General features: G+C 66.0%; 23 protein-coding genes. 15 read left to right on the top strand and 8 right to left on the bottom strand.

What is annotated here, in order from left to right:
* The 4 genes from KBZ07_RS02705 to KBZ07_RS02690 form a co-directional block, all read right to left on the bottom strand.
* On the bottom strand, positions 1 to 870 hold an 870-nt coding region (locus tag KBZ07_RS02705), incomplete at its 3' end, for an Era-like GTP-binding protein (RefSeq protein WP_254930167.1).
* Positions 871 to 888: 18 nt separating this feature from the next.
* Positions 889 to 3045: a transglycosylase domain-containing protein gene (locus KBZ07_RS02700; protein ID WP_254930166.1), complete on the bottom strand. Its 2157-nt coding sequence runs from the start codon at positions 3043 to 3045 to the stop codon at positions 889 to 891.
* On the bottom strand, positions 3026 to 3493 hold the full coding sequence (gene lspA / locus KBZ07_RS02695) for a signal peptidase II (protein ID WP_254930165.1): 468 nt from the start codon (positions 3491 to 3493) through the stop codon (positions 3026 to 3028). Before lspA ends, KBZ07_RS02700 begins: the two co-directional genes overlap by 20 nt.
* The gene (locus KBZ07_RS02690) at positions 3490 to 4065 is read right to left on the bottom strand and encodes a biotin transporter BioY (protein WP_254930164.1); all 576 of its coding nucleotides are present in this window, start codon (positions 4063 to 4065) and stop codon (positions 3490 to 3492) included. The genes lspA and KBZ07_RS02690 overlap by 4 nt, the downstream gene beginning before the upstream one ends.
* Positions 4066 to 4142: 77 nt before the next feature.
* Between KBZ07_RS02690 and KBZ07_RS02685 the strand changes: the two genes are divergently transcribed.
* Positions 4143 to 4358: an NAD(P)H dehydrogenase assembly family protein gene (locus tag KBZ07_RS02685; protein ID WP_254930163.1), complete on the top strand. Its 216-nt coding sequence runs from the start codon at positions 4143 to 4145 to the stop codon at positions 4356 to 4358.
* A 33-nt stretch (positions 4359 to 4391) separates the two neighbouring features.
* Here the strand turns inward: KBZ07_RS02685 and KBZ07_RS02680 are convergent, their stop codons facing one another.
* Positions 4392 to 5681, bottom strand: a complete 1290-nt coding sequence (locus tag KBZ07_RS02680; protein ID WP_254930162.1) for a pitrilysin family protein — start codon at positions 5679 to 5681, stop codon at positions 4392 to 4394.
* The gene (locus tag KBZ07_RS02675; protein ID WP_254930161.1) at positions 5678 to 6946 is read right to left on the bottom strand and encodes a pitrilysin family protein; all 1269 of its coding nucleotides are present in this window, start codon (positions 6944 to 6946) and stop codon (positions 5678 to 5680) included. Before KBZ07_RS02675 ends, KBZ07_RS02680 begins: the two co-directional genes overlap by 4 nt.
* 48 nt (positions 6947 to 6994) lie before the next feature.
* On the opposite strand from KBZ07_RS02675, the gene KBZ07_RS02670 reads away from it, so the two are divergent.
* From KBZ07_RS02670 to KBZ07_RS02620, 11 genes are all read left to right on the top strand, one after another.
* Entirely contained in the window at positions 6995 to 7756 is a 762-nt protein-coding gene (locus KBZ07_RS02670) for a phycocyanobilin:ferredoxin oxidoreductase (protein ID WP_254930160.1), read from the top strand.
* The gene (locus KBZ07_RS02665) at positions 7753 to 8691 is read left to right on the top strand and encodes an efflux RND transporter periplasmic adaptor subunit (protein WP_254930159.1); all 939 of its coding nucleotides are present in this window, start codon (positions 7753 to 7755) and stop codon (positions 8689 to 8691) included. The genes KBZ07_RS02670 and KBZ07_RS02665 overlap by 4 nt, the downstream gene beginning before the upstream one ends.
* Complete coding sequence (gene devC / locus KBZ07_RS02660; RefSeq protein WP_254930158.1) at positions 8691 to 9863, top strand: ABC transporter permease DevC; 1173 nt, start codon at positions 8691 to 8693, stop codon at positions 9861 to 9863. Before KBZ07_RS02665 ends, devC begins: the two co-directional genes overlap by 1 nt.
* Complete coding sequence (locus KBZ07_RS02655) at positions 9863 to 10555, top strand: ATP-binding cassette domain-containing protein (RefSeq protein ID WP_254930157.1); 693 nt, start codon at positions 9863 to 9865, stop codon at positions 10553 to 10555. Before devC ends, KBZ07_RS02655 begins: the two co-directional genes overlap by 1 nt.
* A gap of 35 nt (positions 10556 to 10590) precedes the next feature.
* Positions 10591 to 10746, top strand: coding sequence for a hypothetical protein (locus tag KBZ07_RS02650; protein WP_011293689.1), 156 nt, complete (start codon positions 10591 to 10593; stop codon positions 10744 to 10746).
* Positions 10747 to 10819: 73 nt separating this feature from the next.
* The gene (locus KBZ07_RS02645) at positions 10820 to 11773 is read left to right on the top strand and encodes a glycosyltransferase family 2 protein (RefSeq protein ID WP_254930156.1); all 954 of its coding nucleotides are present in this window, start codon (positions 10820 to 10822) and stop codon (positions 11771 to 11773) included.
* 143 nt (positions 11774 to 11916) lie between these two features.
* Positions 11917 to 12630 carry a 30S ribosomal protein S2 gene (rpsB, locus tag KBZ07_RS02640; protein ID WP_254930155.1) on the top strand — a complete coding sequence of 238 codons (714 nt, stop codon included), beginning with the start codon at positions 11917 to 11919 and terminating at the stop codon, positions 12628 to 12630.
* 45 nt (positions 12631 to 12675) lie between these two features.
* Positions 12676 to 13335, top strand: coding sequence for a translation elongation factor Ts (tsf, locus tag KBZ07_RS02635; RefSeq protein WP_254930154.1), 660 nt, complete (start codon positions 12676 to 12678; stop codon positions 13333 to 13335).
* 11 nt (positions 13336 to 13346) lie between these two features.
* Positions 13347 to 14480, top strand: a complete 1134-nt coding sequence (locus KBZ07_RS02630) for a hypothetical protein (protein WP_254930153.1) — start codon at positions 13347 to 13349, stop codon at positions 14478 to 14480.
* Positions 14429 to 16951, top strand: a complete 2523-nt coding sequence (recG, locus tag KBZ07_RS02625) for an ATP-dependent DNA helicase RecG (RefSeq protein ID WP_254930152.1) — start codon at positions 14429 to 14431, stop codon at positions 16949 to 16951. The genes KBZ07_RS02630 and recG overlap by 52 nt, the downstream gene beginning before the upstream one ends.
* Positions 16952 to 16956: 5 nt before the next feature.
* Entirely contained in the window at positions 16957 to 17682 is a 726-nt protein-coding gene (locus tag KBZ07_RS02620) for a M15 family metallopeptidase (RefSeq protein WP_254930151.1), read from the top strand.
* On the opposite strand, the gene sir is transcribed toward KBZ07_RS02620, so the two are convergent.
* Entirely contained in the window at positions 17643 to 19457 is a 1815-nt protein-coding gene (gene sir / locus KBZ07_RS02615) for a sulfite reductase, ferredoxin dependent (RefSeq protein ID WP_254930150.1), read from the bottom strand. The genes KBZ07_RS02620 and sir overlap by 40 nt on opposite strands.
* Positions 19458 to 19549: 92 nt before the next feature.
* On the opposite strand from sir, the gene glyS reads away from it, so the two are divergent.
* On the top strand, positions 19550 to 21715 hold the full coding sequence (gene glyS / locus KBZ07_RS02610) for a glycine--tRNA ligase subunit beta (RefSeq protein WP_254930149.1): 2166 nt from the start codon (positions 19550 to 19552) through the stop codon (positions 21713 to 21715).
* 19 nt (positions 21716 to 21734) lie between these two features.
* Here the strand turns inward: glyS and chlP are convergent, their stop codons facing one another.
* Positions 21735 to 23114, bottom strand: a complete 1380-nt coding sequence (gene chlP, locus KBZ07_RS02605) for a geranylgeranyl reductase (RefSeq protein WP_254930148.1) — start codon at positions 23112 to 23114, stop codon at positions 21735 to 21737.
* A gap of 136 nt (positions 23115 to 23250) precedes the next feature.
* Here chlP and KBZ07_RS02600 point away from each other — a divergent pair, with 136 nt between their 5' ends.
* Positions 23251 to 24012 (top strand): D-alanyl-D-alanine carboxypeptidase family protein, encoded by a 762-nt coding sequence (locus KBZ07_RS02600; protein WP_254930147.1) that lies wholly within the window; start codon positions 23251 to 23253, stop codon positions 24010 to 24012.
* 125 nt (positions 24013 to 24137) lie between these two features.
* A partial coding sequence (locus tag KBZ07_RS02595) for a GTP-binding protein (RefSeq protein ID WP_254930146.1) occupies positions 24138 to 24952 on the top strand: 815 nt, incomplete at its 3' end.

The raw sequence follows: 24952 nt of genomic DNA, 5'->3' as shown, positions 1-24952 counted from the left end.
CCCCGGCATCGGCACGCTCTGGGGGGCCGCACTGGCCGCCACCACATCCTCGGCGGCCACCCGCCCGCGGCTGCGCTGGCGCAGCAGCTGCAGCAGGCGGGCCTCCTCCTGCTCACCGCGCAGGTCGCATTTATTGAGCACGAGCATCAGGCGCTTGCCCAGGCTGGCCAGGGCGTCGAACACCTCCAGTTCGGCGGCGCGCAGGTCTCCATCCACCACCAGCAGCAGAAGGTCGGCCTTGCTGGCCTGCTCCCGGGCCAGGAGTTCGCGCTCCAACCCCGCCGCGCCGGCCTCCAGGATGCCAGGGGTATCCACCAGCCACACCCCCCGCTGCAGGCCCTTGAGTCGCAGCCGATAGCGCTGGCTCTGAACCGTGGAGCCCATGGCGGCGCCAACCTTACCCACCAGCTCCTGCAGCAGGGCCCGGATCAGGGAGGTTTTGCCGGCCGAACCGACCCCAAACAATACGATCACTAGGTCGCCCCGCTCCAGTTCAGCGGCCATCCGTTTGCGTTCCTGCTGCAGGGTTTCCCGCTCCACCGCATCCCTGACCCGCTCAAGGGTCTGGTCGATGCCCGCCAGGTTCTGGGCGGCTGCCTGGCGGCGGTTGGTCGGCGCAGGCCTCTTGACCCCTGCTGCCGGCCGAGACCTGGCCTCCCAGGCGCTCCGCAGCCAGGGCCAGGCCACCTGCACCAGCAACAGGGCCCCAGCCGCAAAGATCAGCAGAAAAACCGGCTGGACTATCCAGTAGGGCAGATACCAGCTCAACTGCAGGTAGAGGGTGTTGATGCCCTGCAGCACGAGCCCCACGGCGATCAGGGCCACCAGGGCCAGGCCGGCCAGGAGCCACAGGCGGGTGCGGGTTTTCACGCGAGGGGTTGCATCAATTCAGGGCCGCGTTGAGCGGATGATCTCGCCCCAGAGGCCTGCCGCAAGGGCGCTGCTGGCCCGGCTGGGACTGTTGTCATCGTTGCCCAGCCAGATCCCCACCACCCAGTGGCGCCTGGGTTCATAGCCGACGAAGAGCAAGTCGCGGCTGGAGTTGGTGGTGCCGGTCTTGCCCCCCTCCGCTCCCCCCAGGCTGGCCATCTGGCCCGTGCCCCGCTGCACCACGGCACGCAGCAGCTGCTGCATGGTCTGGGCGGTTTGGCTACTGGTCACGCGCCGGCCCGCCGCCAGGGTGGCCGTCTGACGGCACTGGGCCGAGGCCTGGCCGGCGCAGGCCTCGGCGTCGGTGAGGCGGCGGATCGTGGTGGGCATATGCCAGGTGCCACCGTTGGCGATGGCGGCGTAGGCAGCGGTGAGCTCCAGCAGGGTCACCTCGCTCTGGCCGAGCGCGAGCCCCGGAACCGGCGCCAGCGGGCTGGTAATACCGAGATCCTGGGCCTTCTGCGCTAGGGCCTCCAGGCCTACCCTTTGGGCCAGGCGCAGGGCGGCCGTATTGCTGCTTTGGGCAAAGGCTGAGATCAGGCTCTGGCTGCCCTGACAGCTGCTGGCAAAGGTCTGACCGCGCCAGCTCAGGGGAGCGCAGCTGATCCGGTCTGTGGGTTTGCTGCCCCGCTCCAGGGCCACCAAGTAAGGAATCAGTTTGAAGGTGCTGCCGGGTTGCCTGAGGGCCATGGAGGCTCGGTTGAACTGGCTCTGGCGATAGTCCCGCCCGCCGGCAATGGCCAGGATGCCGCCTGAGCGGTAGTCGATCACCACCACGGCCCCTTCCCCCACCCCCAGCCCCTTGCTGCTGTTGAGCCGCTGGCGCAAGAGCCGTTCCACCTGTTCCTGCAGGCCCCGGTCGAGGTGGGTGTCGATCAAAAAGTTCCCCTCGACCGCCACCTCCTCACCCACCAGGGCGATCAGATCGCGGCGCGCTTGGTCTGAATAGAAGGGAGCCCCCCGCAGGGATGCCCTGGCGGCGCAGGCTTTGGGGGAGAGGCGCAAGGGGCTGCGCCTGGCGCGGCGGGCCCGATCCGCCGAGATGCGTCCGGTTTCGGCCATCTTGGCCAACACCCCATTGCGGGCCGCCAGGGCCGCCTGGGGATCGAAACAGGGGTCGTAGCCATTAGGCGAGGGCAGCAGACCCACCAGCAGGGCGGCCTCCTCAAGCTCGAGCCCGCTGGCGGATTTGGCGAAGTAGTGGCGGGAGGCGTCTTCAAAGCCCCAGCCCACCCCCAGATACACCCTGTTGAGATAGCTCAGCAGCAGGTCGCGCTTGCTGAAACGGGCTTCGAGCTGCAGGGCGACCAGCAATTCGCGCCACTTGCGCCCGAGGGTTTCCCCCTGGCCCACCTGGTCGGGGTAGAGGCTGCGGGCCAGCTGCTGGGTGAGGGTGCTTCCACCTTCGAGAACCTGCCCACCCAGCACGTTGGTCACCAGGGCCCGCGCCGTGCCCACCGGATCAACGCCGGGATGCCACCAGAAGCGGCTGTCCTCACTGGCCAACAGTGCATCGATGAGTACGGCGGGGTAGTCGCGCAGGCCCTGGCGCTCCCGGTGCTCCAAGGCATCGGCCGTTGTTAGGGGTTTGCCCTTGCTGTCGTAGAGCACCAGCGGGCCGCGCACGGTGGCGAGACTGCCCCGGATCGGCACCTGGAGCACCGACAGGCCCAGCAGGCTGAGCCCCCCCACTGCCACGGCCGCCAGGGCCAGGCTGGCCCCCCGCAGCAGCCGCTGCATGCGGGGCAGGGGCCGGATCTGAAAATCCAGTTCGGGTAGGCCCGCCTCCTGGCTGGGTCCAAACCGCAGACAGTCGCCATCGCGCAGCAGCAGTTGTCCCACCCGCCGGCCCTGCCACCAGAGCCCATTGGTTGAGTTCTCGTCGCTCAGCAGCCAGTGGGGCCCGCGCCTCTCCAGCAGGGCGTGGTGGCGGCTAACTGCCTGGTGATCCACGCAGATCTGACAGTCGCTGTCTCGACCGATTCGATAGGCGCCTGCGTGCAGGGCTAGCAGGCGGGTGGGCTGGCCGGGCAGGTGGATGCGCAGCTGGGCAGTCGCCGGCTGGCTAAACCTCTGCCAGCGGCGGCGCAGGCCTTCAAGGCTGGCGTTGGCCATGGCTCCCCAGCAGTTCGATGGCGAAACACAGCACCGCCAGGTTGATTGACACATCGGCCAGGTTGAAGACCGGAAAGGACACCGGCACCAGGGCCAGGAAATCCACCACCGCCCCCAGCCGCCAGCGGTCTAGGCCATTGCCGATCGCCCCGCCCAGCAGCAGCCCTACCCCGAGGGAGCGGGCTAGGGGCATCGCCGCCTGGCGCCGGATCCAGAGGGTCGCCCCGACGGCCACCAGCAGACTCACCAGGCCGAGGAGCTGGGGGTTGCCGCTGAACAGGCTGAAGGCCGCTCCCGTGTTGTGGGTCAACTGCAGGGCGAGCAGCCCCGGCAACAGGTTTTTGGTGCCGATGGTCGGCAGCTGGGCGAGGGCCCAAGCCTTGCTGAGCTGGTCGAGCAGCACCACCAATGCAGCAATGGCGAAGGCCAGGGCTCGGGGCCTTCTCATGGTTCCACCAGTAGCAGCCGGCGCAGCAGCAGGGCCACCACGGCCACGGCACAGCAGAGCAGCAGCTGGGGCAGCAAGGGGGCGAGGCTGTAGCTGATCAGTAGGGGGCCCAGGTTGGCTCCCCAGCGGCCGGCCAGGGCCCCCAGCAGGAGGTTGGCGAGGCCGCAGAGCTGCACCGTCGCCAGCCCCACCACCGCTGCCCCAAACAGGTTGACAAGGTCGTTCATGCCCGCCTGGCGGGCCAGCTTGCCGCTCAGCCAGGCGGCCGGGATGAAGCCAGCCAGGTAGCCGAAGCCTGGGTCGAGCAGGTAGGCGGTGCCTCCTCCGCCCTGGAACACCGGCAACTGGAACAGGCCCAGGCTCAGGTAGGCGACCGCCGCCAGCATGCCGCTGCGGGGGCCGCACACCAGGGCCGCAACCAGCAGGGCGGGCACCTGCAGGGTGATCGGCAGGTTTGCCAGCATCCAGCTGCCGTTGCCGGCGGGCAGGGGGGCGGCGGCCTGAATCAGCCCACCGACCAGGATCAGCAGCACACCGGCGATTGCGCCGCTCCAGGTGGCTAGGGCCCGCAAGTCATCCCCCGTGGTTGGAATCCATTTTGGGGGGTCACGCCATCGGCCTCGCTACCCTTAAACCAGCTTGTATGTCCATGGACCAGTTCGACTTGGGAGCAGGCGTGCAGCTCAGGGTCCAGCCCCGGTATCTCAAAACCGCTGACGCGATGCCGATGCTGCGTCCGCCCGACCTGGTGGATCCCGCCGAGGTGGGTGAGGTGACGGCGATCAAGGCCGGCAACCAGCTGGCCGTTCGCTTTCGCCGGGGGATTTTTTTGTTTGACAGGAGTCAGTTGAGATTGGTCAGCTAAAGACTGGCCAGCTGAAGCCAGCCAGCTTGGCTTTCACCGGTTAAGGGGATGGCTTTGCCAGGCCTGCTGGGCTGCTGCCAGGGCCTGGGGCGGACCACAGAGGCTGAGGGCCGGGGCCCCCAGATGCCGCCGGGCCACGGCCAGCAGGGTTTCGGCGTCGAGCCGCTCGGCCCGATCCAGGCACTCGGATACAAAGTGCGCGCCCAGGCCATGGCCGAGCACCAGGGCCTGGCGATCGGCGATCTGGCCGCAGGTCTGGCGCCCCATGGCGTCCTGGCCGCGGTATTTGGCTTTGGCCAGGGCCAGTTCGCCTGGGCTGAGTGGCGTTTCAAGCAGCCTTTGCCACTCCTCGAGCACTGCGGTGGTGGCTTCCCCCGCCCGCTCAGCAGAGGTGGAGAGGTGCCAGATGAACGGGGTGGCGCCGCGCCGGGCCGGCAGGTGAACGCCCACGTCGTAGGCCAGCCCCCGCTCCTCACGTAGGGCCATAAACAGCCGGCTGGACATCCCCAGGCCGAGGTGGGCATGGAGCACCCTCAGGGCCAGGGCATCGGGATCGCCCAGAGGCACGGTGGCGACTCCGAGCAACAGCACCAGCTGTTCGGTGTCCTGTTCAAGCAGGGCGATGGGCTGGCCGCAGGCGGGGGCCAGCGGTCCCGGCTCGTAGCGCGGAGCGGCCGTGGCCCAAGGAAAGTGCCCCAGGGCCCCATTGAAGCTCTCGGCCAGCTGGGCGGGCAGATCCCCGCAGGCCACTAGCAGGGCGCCCTCAGCCCCCAGGGGCGCCACCAGCGCTGCAAGTTGCTCCCTCTGCAGATCAGCCAACTCCTGCTCCACCCCCAGGGGGTCGTGGCCGTAGGGGCCGCCGCCGAACAGTTGCCCGCGCAGCTGGTCGTGGGCCAACTGGAAGGGATCCTCGCGCTGGCGCAGCAGGTTCTGCAGGTTGAGGTCCCTCTCCAGCTCAAATTGGTTCTGGCTCAGCCAGGGATCCCGCGCCATCGCCACCAAAAGCGGCAACAATTGCTCTGCGTCACTGCTGGCACATTTGAGGCTCAGCACCAGGCTGTCTTCACTGGCTTCGCAGCGCAGGGCCGCGCCTCGGCCCTCCACCAGATCGGCCAGGGCATCGGCGCCGTAGTCACCACAGCCCCTGGTCATCAACCCTGCCAGCAACTGGGCAGCTCCCCGCTGCCCCGGCTGATCGGCGCTGCTGCCGCCCCGAATCCAGAGCCGGCTGGCCACAATTTCCGGGCCGGGCCGACGCTGCCAGACCAGGGGCAGCCCCCCCGTGAGCTCCGTGCTCTGCCAGCTGACCAGTTGACTGGTCATGCCGGCACCGCTTCAAGTACGCAGGCCCGGCTTGGATCCAGCAGGGGCACCACCTGGCCCAGCAGATCCTGGCTGCTCCAGCTCTCGATTTCAGCTAGAGGCAGGGGCAGGGCCTGGTGCCGCCCCCAAAGCCGGTTGTTGCCGATCAGGCCGGCCAGTCCACCCGCGGCCTCCAGGCCAAAGCGATAGCCGTTGGCCACTAGGCGCTGGGCCCGCAGCCACTCCGGCTTGGTCAAGCCCTGCTCCTGGAGCTCTGCCCAAACCTGGGCGATGGCCCGGTGCACGGCGCCGAGTTCATCGGCTTCGCAGATCGCCTCCAGCAGGGCGAAGCTGCCGCTCTCCATCACGTGCAAGTCTAGTTCGATGCTCTCGACAATGCGCAGTTGCTCCCGTAGCCGCTCCACCAGCCGGCTGCGCCGCCCCTCGGCCAGCACTGTGGTGAGCAGGTCTGCTCCCATCACGCCGTGGAGATCGCTAGCCGGGGGCAGGCCCCAGAGCATCAGCAGCCGGGCCGATTCCAATCGGGGCACCGTGAGCCGGTGCAGCCCGGGCTGCACCGCCAGGGCTGGCGGCGGCGCCGGTTCGTCGATCGCGCCCAGTTGGGCCAGGGCGCTGGCAGCGATCCCTTCTTTGAGCTGCAGGAAGTCTGCGCCCCCACAGAGGGCCAGTACGCAGCGATTGGCGCCGTAGAGACGCCGGTGGAAATCGGCCATGGCTTCGGGCGTCTGGGCGGCCAGCAGCTCGCGGCGCCCCAGGATCGGTTCGCCGTAGGCATGGCCAGGACAGCCCAGCCGGAGCAGCTGTTGCAGGGCGATTTCGTCGGGCTGGTCCTCGCTTTGGGCCAGCTCCTCCAGCACCACCTGGCGCTCCATTTCAAAGGCCCGGGGTTCGAGGCTGGGATGGAGCACCAGATCCAGCAGCAGCTCCAGGGCCTGGGCTGCCGACTCGGGGGGCACCAGCACGTGGTAGTGCACGTCATCGAAGCCCGTGGCGGCATTGCTGCTGCCGCCCATCGCCTCAATTTTGAGGTCAAATTCGCCCGGACCCAGCCGCTGGCTGCCCTTGAAAACCATGTGCTCGAGAAAGTGGGCCAGACCGCTTTCCGGGGCTTTCTCAAAGATGCTGCCGGCCCGGCACCAGAAGTCGAGACACACCAGGGGAGAATCGGCCAGCGGCAGCTGGACAAGCGTGGCGCCGTTGGCCAGCTGGAGCTCAGTGGGCTCGGCCAGGCCTGGCAACTGGGGTGCGGTCGGGGCCGATGTCAAGGCTTAGATACGTGGCAGGATCTGCATTCTGCTGGCTGCCATCTCCCCTTGAGTTCCGCTGCCCCATCCCGTCAGGATCCAGCCATTCCCAGCCCCGGGGGGATCCACCCCCTGGTGGATCGCCTGGCAGGGCTGATCCGCCAAGCCTGGCTAGAATTGCCCGAGCTGGCTCCCCTGGCGGTCAACCCCGAACTTGAGGCCATCAGCGGCAGTCTTGATGGCGAGGCCCTGTTCATCCGCAATGAATTGCGCCAGTGCCGCGGCCTGCGCAAGCTGCACCTGGAGACGGCCCGGCTCGGCAATGGTTTGCAGATCCTGCACTGCGTGCTCTTCCCCGATCCGCGTTTTGATCTGCCCATCTTCGGTGCAGACATCGTGGCTGGCCCGGCCGGAGTTTCCGCCGCCATCGTCGATCTCTCCCCGGTGGGGCCAGCCCTGCCGGCTGGCATCAGCGCCGCCCTCGCCGCCCGGCCCCGGGTTGGCTTCAGCCAGGAGCGCGAGCTGCCTGGCTGGGGGTCGATTTTTTCCCCCTTTGTGCGTTTTGTGCGCCCCACCAGCCCGGCGGAGGAAACGGCCTTTCTCGCGGAGGTTTCAGGCCTGCTGGAGGTGTTGACGGCGGCAATCAATTCGGCCAGCGCCGAGCCGCCGCAGCATCCCGCTACGGTTGAGCGATGGCAGGGCCAGCTCCACTATTGCAAGCAGCAGAAACAAAACGACAAAACCCGCAGGGTGCTGGAGAAGGCCTTCAACCCCGCCTGGGCCGACCGCTACATCGAGGAACTGCTCTTCGACGATCCGCCGGCTCCGTGAAAAAGGCGCTCCGGGCCGTGCCCAGCTGGGCCTGGTTGCTTGGCGGCGGGGTCTTGCTGCTGTTACTGGTGGTGGGCATCACCCGCCAGCAGCGCCCTGCCCTGGTCACCCCCCCGGCCGTTCCCGTCCAGCCTGGCCGGCCAGAGGCGGTGGCCGCCCTCGGCCGCCTGGAACCCGACGGGGATGTGCGCGTGCTGGCTGCGCCGATCAGTGGCGTTGGCAGCAGTCCGCGGATCAGCCAGTTGCTGGTGGAGGAGGGCGATGAGGTGCGCCAGGGCCAGTTGCTGGCCAGCTTTGATTCGGGCCCCAGCCTGCGTGCCCAGCAGGGGTTGCTCGCCGCCCGAATTGGCAATCTCGACCAGCGCCTGGCGGTGCAGACCCGAGACATCCACCGCTATCGCAGCCTGAGCCGCTCCGGGGCCATACCCAGCGGCGAATTGGACACCCGGGAAACGGCCCTGCTCGCCCTCCAGGGGGAGCGCCGGGAGGCCTGGTTGGAGCTGCAGAAGGTTCTTAGAGAACTCGAGCTCACCGAGCTGCGAGCTCCGATTGGCGGCACCGTATTGAAGTTGCACGCCCGGGTGGGAGAGCGGCCTGGGGATAGCGGCGTGCTCGAGCTTGGGGCCAGCAGCCGGATGCAGGCCCTGGTTGAGGTTTACGAAAGCGATGTGGGCCGAGTCCGTCCCGGCCAGCCGGTCGCCCTGATCAGCGAAAACGGAGGTTTCCAGGGCGAGCTCCAGGGTCGGGTGATCCGGATCAGTCCCCAGGTGAGGCAACGCACCCTGCTCTCCACCGACCCCACTGGCGACGCCGATGCCCGCATTGTCGAGGTGCGGGTGGCCCTTGCCCCAGCCGATAGCCAGCGGGTGCGTGCCCTGACTGGCCTGAAGGTGATTGCCCGCCTCGGGGCCGGCAACTCTCCGCCAGGTCGCTGATGTTTGCCCGCCTGTGGCAGGGCCGCCGCATCCCCTTGGCCTGGTTGTTGCTCACCCGTCAGCCGATGCGCCTGCTGGTGGCCCTGGCCGGCATTGCCTTTGCCGGCATCTTGATGTTCATGCAGCTGGGCTTCCGCGACGGCCTCTTTGATGCCAGCGTGACGATCCATCGCCTGCTCGATGCCGATCTGGTGTTGATCAGCCCCCGCTCCAGCAGCTCGGTGAGCATGGCGGGGTTCCCCCGGCGCCGGCTGGTGCAGGCCATGGCCGATCCCGCCGTGGTTGGCATCACGCCGGTGCATTGGAACCTGCTGCTCTGGCGCAATCCTGAAAACCGCGCCACCCGCTCAATTCTCACCCTGGGCTTTGAGCCAGCCGACCCCCTGTTCACCGATCCTTCCCTGGCCCGCAAGGCGAAGTTGCTGCAAGACCGGGGCCGGGTGCTGTTCGACGAGCTCTCCCGGCCCGAATTCGGTCCGGTGGCCGCTTGGTTCCGCTCCGGCCGCACCGTGGAAAGTGAAATCAGTGGTCAGCGGGTGCGGGTGGCGGGCCTGGTGGCGCTGGGCACCTCCTTCGGCGCCGACGGCAACCTGCTCACCAGCCACGAAACCTACCTGCGCCTATTGCCCAACACCCCGCCCGGCAGCATTGAGGTGGGCCTGATCCGGCTTACGCCAGGCTCAGCTCCGGCTGAAGTGGCGGCTCGGCTCAAACGGCGGCTGCCCGCCGACGTCACCGTGCTCACCAAGGACGGCTTCATTGCCTTTGAGCAGGATTACTGGCGCTCCAGCACCTCGATCGGCTTCATCTTCACCCTCGGCGCCGCCATGGGTTTTGTGGTGGGCTGCGTGATCGTCTACCAGATCCTCTACTCCGATGTGAGTGACCACCTACCCGAATACGCCACCTTGATGGCCATGGGCTACAGGCTGACCAGCCTGCTTGGGGTGGTGGCGCGCGAGGGCCTGCTGCTGGCCACCTTCGGCTACCTGCCGGCCTACGCGGCCGGCCAGGGGCTCTACCTGGTGGTGCGCAACGCCACCCAGCTGCCGGTGACGATGGACACCACCAGGGCCCTCACCGTTTTCATCATGATTCTGGTGATGTGTATGGGTTCGGCCCTGCTGGCCATGCGCAAGCTGGCCGATGCGGATCCGGCGGAGATCTTCTGATGGCCCCGATGCTGCGCCTCTGCGCTCTGAAGCATCACTTCGGCAGCGGCGCCATGCGTCGCCAGGTGCTCATTGATATCAGTCTCAGCGTTGAGGCCGGGGAGGTGGTGCTGCTGACGGGGCCCTCCGGCTGTGGCAAGACCACCCTGCTGACCTTGATCGGTGCCCTGCGCCAGGTTCAGGAGGGTTCGGTGCAGGTGTTCGGCGAGGAGTTGCGGGGTGCCAGCGCTGCCGCCAGGCTGCGCCTGCGCCGTCGCATCGGCATGATCATCCAGGGTCACAACCTCTTGCGCTGCTTGAGCGCAGAGCAGAACGTGCAGATGGGCGCCGACCTACTCGAGGGCCTCAGCTATCGGGCCCGGCGCGACCGCTCTCGCGAATGGCTGCGCGCCGTTGGCCTCCAGGACCACCTGGACAAATTGCCCCACGATCTCTCCGGAGGCCAGAAGCAGCGGGTGGCCATAGCCCGGGCACTGGCGGCGAGGCCCCAGCTGCTGCTGGCGGATGAACCGACTGCCTCGCTCGATTCCCGCACCGGTCGCGAGGTGGTGGAGCTGCTCAAGGGCCTGGCCAAGGACCAGGGCTGCGGCGTGCTGATGGTCACCCACGATCCCCGCATTCTCGATGTGGCCGACCGCCTGGTGCAGATGGAGGATGGCCGGCTCAGCCAGGGGGCCTATGCGATTGATTAGGCTTGTGAACTGACCCACCCCAGGTTGCCTCCCGCATGTCCAAGCGCAGAAATCTCAAGAAGGAAAAGCAGGAGCGCAACCGCGCCTACGCCCGCAAGTTCAAGAAGCGCAAGCTGCGCAACGACGGCCGGGGCGAGGGCGCCGGTAATGGCGTGACCGGCACCGCCAACAACGGTGGCGCCGCTGATTGATCAGCGCATCTAGCGCCTTGCTTGGGGGATCCGCAGGGATCCCTTTTTTCTTGTTCAGCCCTCCAGGCGACCCATGTTCCTGAGCGTCGTCATCCCCACCTACAACCGGCTGCCGATCCTGCGCAAGTGTCTGCTGGCCCTGGAAGATCAGCAGCTGGCCGCCCCAATCAGCGGCTATGAAGTGGTTTTGGTGGACGACGGATCCACCGATGCCACCTTGAGCTGGCTGGCTGAGCACGCAGCCGAGTTGCCCCACCTACGGCTGATCAGGCAGGAGCATGGGGGGCCCGCTGCAGCCCGCAACCGGGGGGTGCAAGGGGCAAGGGGCGATGTGATTGTCTTCATCGACAGCGATCTGGTGGTCACCCCCAGCTTCCTGAGTTGCCATGCCCAGGCCCTGCAACGCCACTGGAGCCGGCCCGGTCATCGCCCCTGCTTCACCTACGGCGCAGTGATCAACACGGCCAACTTTGACCAGCCCACCGGCGAGCCCCACAAGCTGCGCGATCTCTCCTTCGCCTATTTCGCCACGGGCAACGTGGCCATTGAGCGCCAGCTGTTGGAGCGGGCGGGCCTGTTCGACACCCGCTTCCGGCTCTACGGCTGGGAAGACCTCGAACTCGGTGAACGGCTGCGCCGGCTGGGCGTTGTGCTGGTGCGCTGCCCCGAGGCGGTGGGCTACCACTGGCATCCGGCCCTGCGGCTGGAGCAGATTCCCGATTTGATTCGGGTGGAGCGGGAGCGGGCGAAAATGGGCCTGGTGTTTTTCCTCAAGCACCCCACCCTGCGGGTGAGATTCATCGTCCAGTACACCTGGTTGCATCTGCTGCTCTGGGAGCTTCTCACCCTGGGTGGCCTGCTCAACGAGCGCAGTTTGAGGCCCCTGCTCGCCTTGCTGATCCGCGGCGGCCAGGCCGCCATGGCGATGGAATTGCTGCGACTGCCACTCAATCGCCTCGGGGTCAGGAGCCTGTTTGCTGAGGCCCGGATCCTCGCTGCCACCAAGGTTCAAAGCAGCCCGATTTGATAGGGTGAGCAAGTTCCAATCATTCCGCACACCTGCGTGTTTCGGGTGATCCGAGCGAGTTTTCCCACCGGCCATCCGTGCCGGTTTGACAGCTTCGGATCCCTGGCAGGTGGAGGCAAACCCGAAACCCCCCACACCCCACCATGGCTGTCGTCACTCTCTCCGAAATGATGGAGGCGGGCGCCCACTTCGGGCACCAGACCCGTCGCTGGAACCCGAAGATGTCGCGCTACATCTACTGCGCGCGCAACGGCGTTCACATCATCGATCTTGTGCAGACAGCAGTCTGCATGAACAACGCCTACAAATGGACCCGCAGCGCCGCCCGCAGTGGCAAACGCTTCCTGTTCGTCGGCACCAAGAAGCAGGCCTCTGAGGTGATCGCCATCGAGGCCAACCGCTGCGGAGCCTCCTACGTCAACCAGCGCTGGCTGGGCGGCATGCTCACCAATTGGACCACCATGCGGGCCCGCATCGACCGTCTCAAAGACCTTGAGCGGATGGAGAGCTCAGGCGCCATTGCCCTGCGCCCTAAGAAGGAAGCGGCGGTGCTGCGCCGCGAGCTCGAGCGGCTCCAGAAATATCTCGGCGGCCTCAAAAACATGCGCCGGCTGCCAGACGTGGTGGTGCTGGTGGATCAGCGCCGGGAAACCAACGCCGTGCTCGAGGCGCGTAAATTGGATATTCCCCTGGTGTCGATGCTTGACACCAACTGCGACCCCGATCTTTGCGACGTGCCAATTCCCTGCAACGACGACGCCGTGCGCTCGGTACAGCTGGTGCTCGGGCGGCTAGCTGATGCGATCAACGAAGGTCGTCAGGGTGCCCATGACCAGGGCCGTGAAGAGGAGGGCTGATCCCTCCAACACCTTTTTTCTTTGATTTCCGTTCCCCATCCCCCCATGGCTGAGATTTCGGCAAAGCTCGTCAAGGAACTGCGCGACCAAACCGGCGCAGGAATGATGGACTGCAAGAAGGCCCTCACGGAATGCTCCGGCGATACCTCCAAGGCCGTCGAATGGCTGCGCCAGAAAGGCATTGCCACCGCTGAGAAGAAGTCTGGCCGTGTTGCGGCCGAAGGTGCCATCGGCAGTTACATCCACACCGGCGCCCGCGTCGGTGTGCTGGTGGAGGTCAACTGCGAAACCGACTTCGTCGCCCGGGGCGAAGGCTTCCAAGAGCTGCTGCGCAACGTGGCCATGCAGATTGCCGCCTGCCCGAGCGTGGAGTACGTGAGCGTGGACCAGATCCCCGCGGCGGTTTCCGATCGTGAGAAGGCCATTGAGATGGGTCGCGATGACCTGGCGGGCAAGCCAGACCAGATGAAGGTCAAGATCGTTGAGGGTCGCATTGGCAAACGACTCAAGGAACTGGCCCTGCTCGACCAACCCTTCATCAAGGACAGTTCCGTCACCGTGGCCGAAATGGTGAAGCAGGTGGCCGGCAAGGTGGGCGAAAACATCCAGGTGCGGCGCTTCAACCGCTTCACCCTCGGTGAGGGCATTGAGGTGGAGAAAGCTGATTTCGCCGCTGAGGTGGCAGCGATGTCCCAGGCCAGCTGAGCGGGCGCTCCTTGCTGGTTCTGGAGGCCGCAGCTCGCCAGCTCAAGGAGCTGGAGAGTCAGCTGCTGGTATCCAATCCGAAGCTGGAAAACCACCTGGCCCTCTACCTCCAGGTGCTGCGCGATGGCTTGCTGGCGGCGGTCCAGCAGGCCTGCTTCCATCTGGCAACCCAGGTCTACCCCGATCGCTACGGCGGCCTGGAGCCGTCCAGCCGCCAGTTGTTGCATCGGCGGTTTGTCCAGCTGGTGCAGCGCACCAACGGCCTGCTCAGCTTGGAGCGGGTCGTGGGTCACGCCGCCCAGATCGCCCGGCAGCAGCAACGGGAGCGGCGCAGCCAGCGGCGCCGGGTGCTCGACTCGATCGCCGAGTTCGGGGCCGAGCAGGAGGAAGGGCCAGAGAAAGCGCCAGAGAAATGGCCCGAACAAGGGCCAGAGGGCTCGGTCCACCTGGGTATGGCCTTGCCGATAGCGTCAGATTTCCTTACCCCCCGGGGTGAGCGCACCCAGTCAGCTGGGCCCGCCGAATCCGATGGGGAGGGCGATGGCGATGGGGAGGGCGATGGCGATGGGGAAAGCGATGGGCATGGCGGTCAGGATTCCATGCTTTCGGTTTTGGCTGAGGTATTCCAGGATTGGCAGGGCAAGGCCCCTCCCCCCGCTCCCACTCCATGGGATGGGGAGGGGCTGCCAACCACCCCAGATCAGCTTTTGGCCTGGATCGGTGGTTTCGAGCTGGCCCTCAGTCGTCGCTTGCGCAACCTCTCCTATGCCCTCAATGGAGAGCTGCTGCGGCTTGGCATCAGCCGCACCGTGGTGCCTTTGAACCTGCTGGATGCTGCCCTCGCCGGTGAGCTTGAGCTGGTGGAAGCCCCAGCCAACCTGTTGCGCTTGCCGCTGCCACTGGGAATGGAACCCGACCTGGGTCGCATTGAGGCCATGGCGGTTTTGCTGCGGCCGGCGGATCTCGAACTCGAGCTCGCCAAACTGCGCACCTGCCGCACCCGGATCCAGCAGCATGTCCAGGAGGTGCGCAGAATGGCCCAGCACTATCGCCGCACCCAGCGGCGCGTTCAGGCGCTCGAGGCGGAACAGTTGTGGCTGCAGGACATCAACCCAGCCCCGCCAGCGCCGAGCCTGCCGCCCTAGATCCCTGGCTGCAGCCCCTGCAGCAGGCGTTGGAGCTGGAGGCCGCCCGGGGCTTCGCCAACCTCAAGGGGCGACAGAGCTGCTTCAGTGCCTTCCTGGCCCAGCAGTTGCAGCAGGGGCCCCAGGGGCTGCCGGCGGCGGAGCTGGAGCGGGTGCTTGCCCTGCGCGAGGGTTTCCTCCGCTATGACGAGCTCTCCCTCGCCAGACGCCAGTCGCTGGTGCGCCAATGCCGGGAGCGCCTGCATTCCCTGCGCCAGGCCCATCGCCCCGTGCTGGCCGTGGCCCCACCCCGGTTGCGGCTGGTGCCAGCCAGCCAGCCAGCCAGCCAGCCAGGCGGCAAGGCTGCGGCTGTCAGGAACTTCAATGCCGATACACCCCTCGCCGAGATCCCCGGGGTCGGCCCCAAGACGGCCAGCCGGCTGGCCCAGCTGGGCCTGCTGCTGGCGCGCGACCTCCTTCACTACTACCCCCGCGACTACCTCGACTACGCCAATCTGGTGCGGATCGCTGGCCTGGAGCCCGGGCGCACCGCCACGATCGTGGCCACGGTGCGCCGCAGCCACGCCTTTGCCAGCCCCCGCAATCCCAACCTCTCGATTCTGGAGTTGCAACTTGTCGACTGCACCGGTCGTATCCGGGTCAGCCGTTTTTTTGCCGGCCAGCGTTTTTCGAGCCCCGGCTGGCTGAAAACCCAGCAGCGCCAGTATCCGCCCGGGGCCACCGTCGCCGTCAGTGGGCTGGTCAAGGAAACTGCCTACGGCCCGGCATTTCAGGATCCCCTGATCGAGGTTCTGGAGTCGGCCCAGGCGCCGGTGCGCTCAGGCGCCATCGGCCGAATGCTGCCCGTCTATGGACTCACCGAGGGTCTGGGGGCCGACCGTCTGCGCCAGGTGGTGGCAGCGGTGCTGCCCTTGCTGCGGGATTGGCCTGACCCCCTGCCGGAGTCGATCCGCCACAGCCAGGGGCTCATAGGCCGTGCCGATGCGCTCACCCAGATCCATGCCCCGGCCAACCAGGAGCAGTTGCAGGCCAGCCGGCGCCGGTTGGTATTCGATGAATTTCTGCTGCTCCAGCTCTCTCTGGCCCAGCGCCGACATCAACTCCGTCAGCGCCAGGCCCCACCCCTGCTGTTGCTGCCCGGTGGGGAGTGCTTGGTGGAGCGTTTCCTTGCCATCCTGCCCTTTGCGCTGACGCAGGCCCAGGAGCGGGTGTTGGCCGAAATCCGGGCCGACCTGGCCCGCCCCCAGCCGATGGCCCGCCTGGTGCAGGGCGATGTGGGCAGCGGTAAGACCGTCGTCGCCCTGGCCTCCCTGCTCTGCGCCATCGAGGCCGGTTGTCAAGGGGCCCTGATGGCCCCGACCGAGGTGCTGGCCGAGCAGCACTACCGCAAGCTGGGTGAGTGGCTGCCCCAGCTCCATGTCAGCTCGGCCCTGCTCACCGGCTCAACCCCCGCCCCCCGGCGCCGGGCCCTGCTACAAGACCTGGCCAATGGCCAGCTGCAATTGCTGGTGGGTACCCATGCCCTGCTGGAAGACCCGGTGCAGTTCGACCGCCTGGGGCTGGTGGTGGTGGATGAACAGCATCGCTTCGGCGTGCGCCAGCGCAATCGCCTGCTGGCCAAGGGGCTCCAGCCCCACCTGCTGACGATGACGGCCACGCCGATCCCCCGCACCCTGGCCCTCTCGGTGCATGGCGACCTCGACGTCAGCCAGATCGATGGTCTGCCTCCCGGGCGCCAGCCGATCCGCACCGTCCTGCTCAAGGGCAGCCAGCGGCAGCGGGCCTATGGGTTGATCCGCGAACAGGTGGCCCTGGGCCAACGGGCCTATGTGGTGCTGCCCCTAGTGGAAGAATCTGAAAAACTCGACCTGCGCTCGGCCGTGGAGGTCTATCACCAGCTCAAGGAAGAGGTGTTTACCGAATTGCGGGTCGGCCTCCTGCATGGACGGCTCAACAGCGCCGACAAGCAGGCTGCCATCGCTGCCTTTGCCGCCGGTGACACCCAGGTGCTGGTGAGCACCACGGTGGTGGAGGTAGGTGTGGATGTTCCCGAGGCCAGCGTGATGCTGATCGACCATGCCGAGCGCTTCGGCCTGGCCCAGTTGCACCAGCTGCGCGGCCGGGTGGGCCGGGGGGCGGCCGCCTCCCACTGTCTGCTGATCAACGACAGCAGCAACGTGCTGGCCCGCCAGCGCCTGGAACTGCTGGTGCGCTCCAGCGACGGCTTCGAGATTGCCGAGATGGACCTGCGCCTGCGGGGGCCGGGCCAGGTGCTGGGAACCCGTCAGTCGGGCCTGCCCGATCTCGCCCTGGCCAGCCTCACCGACGATGGCGACGTGCTGGAACTGGCCCGGGCCGTGGCCCAGGAAATCACCCAGGCCGATCCCAGCCTGCAGGCCCACCCGGGTCTGGCCCAGGCCCTGGACGAGCAACGGCGCCGCCAGATGGACCAGGCCGCCCGCCTCAATTGACCGCCATGCCCCTGCGTCCCTGGAGCCCGATTCCGATCCACGACTGCGCTGAGCCGCTGCTGCCCATAGCTGGGGCCCTGTGGCGGCTGGAACCCCATCCCTACCTGGCCCTGGGGGCGCCCTACGGCCCCGATGGCAATCCCTTTTTGCTGCGCAGCGGGGTGGTGGATCGGTTGCTCCAGGCGCAGCAGGCCCTGCAGCTGGAGCACCCAGACCTGCGCCTGGCCATCTTTGATGGCTGGCGTCCCCTGGCGGTGCAGCGCTTCATGGTGCGCCACGCCCTGGTGGCTGAATGCCGCCGCCTCGGCGTTGATCCCGATGCCGATTCGCCGGAGCGGGCCCTGGTGGCCACTGAAGTGGGGCGTTTTTGGGCGCCCCCGAGTGGGGATCCCGCCACGCCGCCCCCCCACAGCACTGGTGCGGCGGTGGACCTTACCCTGGCGAATGCCTGCGGAGCGCCCCTGCCCATGGGTGGCGCCATCGATGCAATCGGGCCCATATCGGAGCCGGCCTTCCATGCCGCCGCCGCCCGGCTAGATCCGGGCGGGGAGGCGGCTTGCTGGCACCGGCACCGGCAATTGCTGGCCGAGGCGATGGCTTCAGGAGGCTTTGTCCAGCATCCCAACGAGTGGTGGCACTTCAGCTGGGGAGACCAGCTGTGGGCCTGGCGCAGTGGTGCCAGCCAGGCCCGCTACGGCCGGGTGGGCAAAGAGGAGGGCTCGGAAGTTTGAAGCCCGGCAGCTAACCAGGCATCAACTGCCGGGCGGCCACTCTTGGTTACGAAATCCCCCAGGCTGCTGCGCCCGCCGGCCCCTTGCCAGGCCTGCAGCAGGGGCTCCAGGGTGACTTCCAAATCGGCTAGCGCCATTTTTTCAAGGTAGGGCTCCGCCAGACGGCTGAGGTTGGGGGTGCCACCGAGCCACAGTTGGTATTGGTCGACTCCGCTGCCCACCAGGCCGATCTCGGCCATGTATGGGCGGGCACAGCCATTGGGGCAGCCGGTCATGCGCACTAGCACCGACTTGGAGATGCCATTGCGCTGCAGCAGGGTGTCGAGTCGCTCCAGCACCGCTGGAAGAATCCGCTCTGCCTCGGTCACTGCCAGGCCGCAGAGGGGCAGAGCAGGACAGGCTAGGGCGTGACGCGCCAGGGGGGCGGTCTGTTCAGGAGCTTCGTAACCCAGAGCCGCCAGGGCCTCGCGCACGCTTGAGCGCTGGGCCGTGCCGATGTTGCAGAGCAGCACGTCCTGGTTTGGGGTGAGCCGCACCTCGAGTTTGTAAGTGGCCACCAGCTGACGCAGGCCGGCTTTGAGCTCCCCGGCCAGCCGTCCGCTGAGCACCGGCAAGCCGACAAACCAAAGGCCTTTGGACTGGCGGTGCCAGCCGAGGTAATCCTCGAGCTTGCCCTTGGGCTCTTGCCGCAGGGGCTTGATCGGATGGCTGAAATAACCGGCCTGGAGCTCCTGCTTGAACCAGGCCACGCCGCGGTCGTGGATCAGATACTTCATCCGGGCATGGCGCCGCTGCTCCCGGTCACCGTGGTCGCGCTGCAGGGCCAGGATCGACTGCACCAGATCGAGCAGATGTTCGCTTGCTACGTAGCCGAGGGGGTCGGCCGTGCGGGCGAAGGTTTCCTCCTTGTTGTGGGTGCGGCCCATGCCACCGCCCACGTAGACATTGCAGCCCTTGGCTCTGCCTTGGGGATCGCAGAACAGCACCAGGCCGATGTCCTGGGTGAGCAGGTCGACCGAGTTGTCCCCGGGAACGGTTACGGCCACCTTGAATTTGCGCGGCAGATAGGTGGCCCCATAGAGAGGTTCGCTGCTGTCGCCGCTGAAAACTCCGCCCTCCAGCTGCCGTGCCCTGACTGCTTTAACGCTGTTGCTGGGCTTGATCCGGTAACTGAGCTCGCCGTCCACCCAGATGTCGAGGTAGGAGCCTTCGGCTGCCTGGGGGGTCAGGAGGTCGGCGATGTCATCGGCCAGCTGGCGGGCGGCCGGGTAGGCACCTTTCTCAAAGGGTGCGGCTGGAGCCATCACATTGCGATTGATGTCCCCACAGGCCGAGAGGGTGGAGCCGAGTTGGCGCACGATTGTGCCGATCACCTCCTTGAGGTTTTCCTTGTGGACGCCGTGCATCTGGAAGGCTTGGCGGGTGGTGGCGCGCAGGGTGCCATTGCCGAGCCTGTCGGCCAGCTCGTCGATTGCCAGATAGAGCCCGCCTGGAACCCGGCCGCCGGGGTTGCGCAGCCGCAACATCATCTGCCAATCCTTTTCCTCCCCCTTGCGGCGGTTGTCACGGTTGTCCTGCTGGTAGCTGCCGTGAAATTTCAGGATCTGGATCGCGCCATCACTGAAATTGGGAGCTTCGTTGCCGAGTTCCCCGAGCAGCGGCTCCTTCAGGTGGCCGCTGTTGGTCTTGAGCTGTTCAAATTTGGACGGGGTCTTTGAAGAAAGCTTTGACGGGGGCTTACTGGTAGAAGCTTGGCTACTACTGGATCCGTCCATGACATCTGGCATCGGGTCCTGGGCACAACGCTCGACGACCCTGAAGTTAGCGAACGGCGTTCAATACAGTCGCGCTGGTTTGCCCTGGCCCCTTGTCGACCTTCCTGCTCGAAATCGGCACCGAGGAAATGCCCGCCGATTTTGCCCGGCTGGCCCTGCCCCAGCTCCAGCAACTGGTGGGCCGCGATCTGGCCAGCCTGCGGCTGAGTTCCAGCCAGATCCGCTGCACCAGCACGCCGCGGCGGCTAGTGGTCTGGGTCGAAGGGTTGCCTGAGCGCCAGCCAGACCTGGAAGAGGAGCGCAAGGGGCCTCCCTCGGCCCAGGGCTGGAAGGACGGCCAGCCGACCGCGGCGGCCCTGGGTTTTGCCAGACGATGTGGTGTGGCTGCCGAGGCGTTGCGGAGCCGCGATACCCCCAAGGGTCCCTTTGTCTTTGCCCGCTGTGTCGCGGCGGGTCTGCCGACGGGGACTGTGCTGGCAGAGCAGATCCCGCTCTGGCTCGCTGCCCTTCAGGGACGTCGTTTTATGCGCTGGGGCGCCGGGGAAATCCGCTTTTCCAGGCCCGTCCGCTGGCTTTTGGCCTATCTGGATGCCCTGCCGATACCGCTCTCCCTGGTAGGTAGCGACCCGGCTATCAGCACCACCACGGTGAGCCGGGGCCATCGGCTCCACTGCGCCGCCGTAGCGATTGGCAGCGCCCAGGCCTACTTCCCTGCCATGGCTGCTGCGGGGGTCGTGGTGGATCGGGATCGCCGCGCCGAACTGATCCGGGCTGCCGTGGACCAGGCCGCCGCCACCCACCAGGCAGATGCCGACCTGCCCGACAGCCTGTTTGAGGAGTTGGTCGATCTGGTCGAGTCGCCCTCCCTGCTGGAAGGCCGCTTTGCTGAGCGCTACCTCGACCTCCCCGCCGAGGTGCTGTGCACCGTGATGCGGTCCCACCAGCGCTATGTGCCGCTCTACCGCCAGGAGCGCAGCAACGACCCCCTCGGCCTAGATGCCCGCAACAGCCTGCTGCCCCGCTTCCTCTGCATCAGCAATGGCCTGCCCGCGGCGGCGGCCACCGTGGCCCGCGGCAATGAGCGGGTCTTGAGGGCCCGCCTTGCCGATGCCGAGTTCTTTGTCAGTGCCGACCGCGCCGTGGCCAGTATTGACCGCCGCGACCAGCTCGCCCGCGTCACCTTCGCTGCAGGCCTGGGCAGCCTGCTGGAGCGCACCGAACGGCTGGAATGGTGCACCGATGTGCTGCTCCAGCAGCTGGAGCTCCCGGCTGGCTCTCCTGAGCTGGCCCGCCGGGCCGCCCACCTCTGCAAGCACGACCTGGTGAGCCAGATGGTCGGTGAGTTCCCGGAACTGCAGGGCGCTATGGGCGGCAAGTACCTCCTGGCCGAGGGGGAGCCCCGTGGCGTCGCCCTGGCTGTGTTGGAGCACTACCTGCCCAGGGGAGCAGGAGATGGCCTGCCCAGCTCCCCTGCCGGCGCTGTGCTGGCCCTTGCTGAGCGGCTGGAGCTGCTCTTGAGCATCTATGCCAAGGGAGAGCGACCGACGGGCTCCTCCGACCCCTACGCCCTGCGCCGCGCCGGTCAGGGACTGCTGCAGATTCTCTGGGATAGGGGCTGGCGGCTGGACCTGAACGCCCTGCTGGAGCGTTGTGCCCCCCACTGGGCCCAGCTGCTGCCCCACCTTGGCGTAGAGCCGCAGGCCCTCGCCCACGATCTGGTTGAATTCCTGCGCCAGAGGTTGTTGACCCTGCTGGAAGAGGACGGCATGGACGGCGACCTGGTGCAGGCCGCCGCAGGCGAGACCGTGGCGCTGCAAAGGGTGCTGGGGGACCCTGAGGACGCGCGGCAGCGGGTGGCCCTGCTGGTGCAGTTGCGCCGCAGCGGCGAGCTGACGTCCGTTCAGGCGGTAGTTACCAGGGCCACCCGGCTGGCGGAGCACTCTGAGCTCAGCACCACCGTGCTCAGTGCCGACGGGGTGGTCAATGCCGACCTGTTCGAAAAGGAGAGCGAGTCGGCCATGCTCGCCGTTCTTTCCGCCCTTGAACCGATAGCCCTGGCCGGCTCGCCTGAACGTTATGGCCAGCTTGCCCGGGGTCTAGCCGCTGGGGCGGACGCCCTGGCGGAATTTTTCGATGGCCCGCAGAGCGTGATGGTTATGGCCCAGGATCAAGCCGTGCGCACCAACAGACTCAATCTGTTGGCCGTGCTGCGCAATCAGGCCTCGGTGCTGGCCGACTTCAGCCGGATAGGCGGCTGAGCGGGCTCTGGCTGGCTGCCTACTTGGCAGCCAGCACAGGTTCACGCTCCTGATCTGTCTTGCCCGGCTCTGGCCGGGGCACTTGGCCAGCCACCTTGATGCCTCCCTTGATGCTGCTCACCGCCAACATGGCGTTGACCTCGGCATCTTCCCGAACTGCGCTGCTGACTGGCTTGTAGCCCTGGGGCGCCAGGGCATTGCCCCTGAGCACCGAACCCAGGGTGAGGAGGGTTAGCTTGAGTTGCTGCCAGGGATTCATCATGACAACACGCTTATACAAATAGCTGTCAAATGTAAGCCGTTGAACATCTTTGTCGTCACACATCTCGACGAAAGCTTCGCGGGCTGCGTCGTTGCGATAGAAAATATTTTGCAGAATCTCCAGCACTTTGTAGGTGGCTCCGTATTTCCGGTCCCATTTCTTTAGATATTGTGTGAGGTCCTGCTCTGTTGGAATCCTGCTGCCAGCGGAGCTGGCTTCGACAATCTGCTCGGCGCACATGCGCCCGCTCTTAGCGGCAAAATAAATCCCTTCGCCGGAGCTCTTGGTCACGTAGCCGGCCGCATCGCCAACCAGGGCCATGCGACCCACAACCCGCCGCGGCCTGGGATGTTCGGGGATTGGGTGGGCCTCCACCTTGATCACCTCGCCGTTGACCAGACGCTTCTTGGCCCGTTCGCGAATGCCTACCTGGAGGCTTTTGATCAAGCTCTGGTTTTGCTGCATGGTGCCGGTGCCCACGGCCACATGGTCGTACTTGGGGAAGACCCAGGCATAAAAATCTGGGGAAACATCGGTACCTACGTACATCTCGGCGAGATCTTCGTAATACTTCATTTCCTCTATAGGCAGCCTAATTCGTTCCTGGAAGGCGATCGCCACGTTGTAGTCGCCAGCATCCATGGCCTTTGCTACGCGACTGTTGGCGCCATCGGCCCCAACGATCAGATCCACCTCCAGGCTTTTCGACTGGCCAGTGGCCTCGCCGCTGGAATAGTCGGAGTAGGTGAGGGTGTAAGGACCCTGGCGATTGGTGCCGGTTTCAATCTTGGTCACCAGACCGTTCACCAGTTGGGCGCCAAGCTGGGAGGCCCGTTCACGCAAGTAGGCGTCGAGAACCTCGCGGCGGCACATGCCTATGTATTCATCTTGGTTTTCAAGATTGATATCCACCTCCCGGTTTGAGGGGGAAATCATCTTCATATGACGCACCTTGCGATCGATAATCGACTCGGGCAGGTCAAATTCGCTAACCATGCAGAGCGGAATGGCGCCCCCACAGGGTTTGGCGTTATCGAGCTTGCGCTCAAAGATCCAGGTTTGAATCCCGGCCTTGGCCAGCACTTCAGCCGCACAGGAACCACTGGGTCCGCCACCCACCACTGCCACACGCAACATCGGAAAACCGCTCCGCCAGGAAGGATGTTGCTTTGAAGCTAACACTGCTGCTTGGGTGGCCGGCGACCCCCCAGCCCTGCCCACTTAGGATCCGCATCAGATCGGGCGGTTGATAGGTGCCAGTGGGGGGAGCCGCGTGAACCTTCGCAACCCCAGTGGTTCCGGTCGCTCTTCGGCTGCGGGTCCCCGGGCGGTGGACGACATACCTGTCGCCCGAAGGACAGCCCCACCAGCGAGTCGAACCAACCGTTGGCTTCTGCGCCTGAGCATCGGCAGTGCCAGCCTGCTCATCGTGCTTGGCGGGTTGCTGGCTCTGCGGCCCAGGTTTCTGGTGGACCTGCTCGGCTTGCCTCCCGTCAGTGGCCTCGACGCCCGGATGGGTCCGGATGGTCGCCTGTTGGGCCACTTCCCCTACGCGGAGCTTCCAGAATCTGAGCTGGCTTCGGTGGCCCCTGGGTTGGCCCTGCACCGTGATGCGGCCGGGCCCCTGCTGGCCATGCAGCGCGATGCCGCGCAGGACGGGGTGCGTCTGGTGGTACTGAGTGCTTTCCGGCCAGTGGGACTCCAGAAGGAGTTGTTCTTTGACGTGAAGGCAGAACGCAGCCAGAGCGCCAGGGAAAGGGCCATGGTTAGCGCTCCCCCCGGCTTTTCCGAACACAGCACCGGCTATGCGGTGGATCTGGGCGATGGGAGCGAGCCGGCAACCAACCTGGCGGCCTCATTCGATCAGACAGCAGCCTTTGCCTGGCTTCAGGCCCATGGGGCCCGCTACCACTTCACCCTCTCATTTCCGCGGGACAACCCCCAGGGGGTGAGTTATGAACCCTGGCACTGGCGATTCGAGGGCAGTGCCGAGGCCCTCAAGGTGTTCGAGCCGGCCCAGCGTCTTTCCCGCTGAACAGGGGGCTGTGGGCTGGGTCAGGGGCAAGGCAGGGCAGGGTGGGTTAGGGTTTAACCTTGGCCACAAATTTGCCTCATCTGGAGGCGGGGCCAATATTTCTTTTAAAAGAAGCTTTCAACTCTATGAGTAGCGGCGCACACACTGGCACGCCGATTCGCAACATTGCGATCATCGCCCACGTTGACCATGGCAAAACAACCCTGGTAGACGCCCTGCTCGGGCAGTCGGGCATTTTCCGCGAAGGAGAGGCGGTGCCCACCTGTGTGATGGATTCCAACGACCTGGAAAGGGAACGGGGAATCACCATTCTCTCAAAAAATACCGCTGTTGATTACGAAGGCATACGGATCAATATCGTTGATACCCCCGGCCACGCTGATTTCGGTGGTGAGGTGGAGCGGGTTTTGGGAATGGTCGATGGCTGTCTCTTGATCGTTGATGCCAATGAGGGGCCCATGCCCCAAACTCGCTTTGTGCTCAAGAAGGCTCTCGAAAAAGGCCTCCGTCCGATCGTGTTTGTTAACAAAATTGATAGGGCCCGGGTCGATCCGGAAGTTGCCGTCGACAAGGTGCTCGACCTATTTCTTGAACTTGGCGCTGACGACGATCAATGCGATTTTCCCTACCTCTTTGGTAGTGGCATGGGCGGTTATGCCAAGCCCGACATGAAAACCGAGAGCGACACGATGAAGCCGCTCTTTGACGCCATCTTGCGCCACGTTCCACCGCCTGTTGGGGATCCAGAGAAACCCCTGCAGCTGCAGGTGACCACCTTGGATTACAGCGATTTTCTCGGCAGGATCATGATCGGCCGCATTCACAACGGCACCATCAAGGCGGGCCAGCCGGCGGCGTTGATCCGCGATGACGGCAGCATCAAGCGCAGCCGTATCAGTAAGTTACTGGGCTTCCGCGGCCTGCAGCGGGTCGAGATCGA

It is taken from the genome of Cyanobium sp. BA20m-14, assembly GCF_024346295.1.
This window is presented reverse-complemented; position numbering and strand designations above follow the sequence as displayed.

What these genes read in the sequence shown, in the direction of transcription:
- lspA (WP_254930165.1), bottom strand. Translation starts at nt 3,493, where the DNA reads ATGAGAAGGCCCCGAGCCCTGGCCTTCGCCATTGCTGCATTGGTGGTG.
- KBZ07_RS02645 (WP_254930156.1), top strand. Translation starts at nt 10,820, where the DNA reads ATGTTCCTGAGCGTCGTCATCCCCACCTACAACCGGCTGCCGATCCTG.
- tsf (WP_254930154.1), top strand. Translation starts at nt 12,676, where the DNA reads ATGGCTGAGATTTCGGCAAAGCTCGTCAAGGAACTGCGCGACCAAACC.
- KBZ07_RS02685 (WP_254930163.1), top strand. Translation starts at nt 4,143, where the DNA reads ATGGACCAGTTCGACTTGGGAGCAGGCGTGCAGCTCAGGGTCCAGCCC.
- sir (WP_254930150.1), bottom strand. Translation starts at nt 19,457, where the DNA reads ATGGACGGATCCAGTAGTAGCCAAGCTTCTACCAGTAAGCCCCCGTCA.
- devC (WP_254930158.1), top strand. Translation starts at nt 8,691, where the DNA reads ATGTTTGCCCGCCTGTGGCAGGGCCGCCGCATCCCCTTGGCCTGGTTG.
- rpsB (WP_254930155.1), top strand. Translation starts at nt 11,917, where the DNA reads ATGGCTGTCGTCACTCTCTCCGAAATGATGGAGGCGGGCGCCCACTTC.
- chlP (WP_254930148.1), bottom strand. Translation starts at nt 23,114, where the DNA reads ATGTTGCGTGTGGCAGTGGTGGGTGGCGGACCCAGTGGTTCCTGTGCG.
- KBZ07_RS02700 (WP_254930166.1), bottom strand. Translation starts at nt 3,045, where the DNA reads ATGGCCAACGCCAGCCTTGAAGGCCTGCGCCGCCGCTGGCAGAGGTTT.
- KBZ07_RS02620 (WP_254930151.1), top strand. Translation starts at nt 16,957, where the DNA reads ATGCCCCTGCGTCCCTGGAGCCCGATTCCGATCCACGACTGCGCTGAG.
- KBZ07_RS02680 (WP_254930162.1), bottom strand. Translation starts at nt 5,681, where the DNA reads ATGACCAGTCAACTGGTCAGCTGGCAGAGCACGGAGCTCACGGGGGGG.
- KBZ07_RS02650 (WP_011293689.1), top strand. Translation starts at nt 10,591, where the DNA reads ATGTCCAAGCGCAGAAATCTCAAGAAGGAAAAGCAGGAGCGCAACCGC.
- KBZ07_RS02655 (WP_254930157.1), top strand. Translation starts at nt 9,863, where the DNA reads ATGGCCCCGATGCTGCGCCTCTGCGCTCTGAAGCATCACTTCGGCAGC.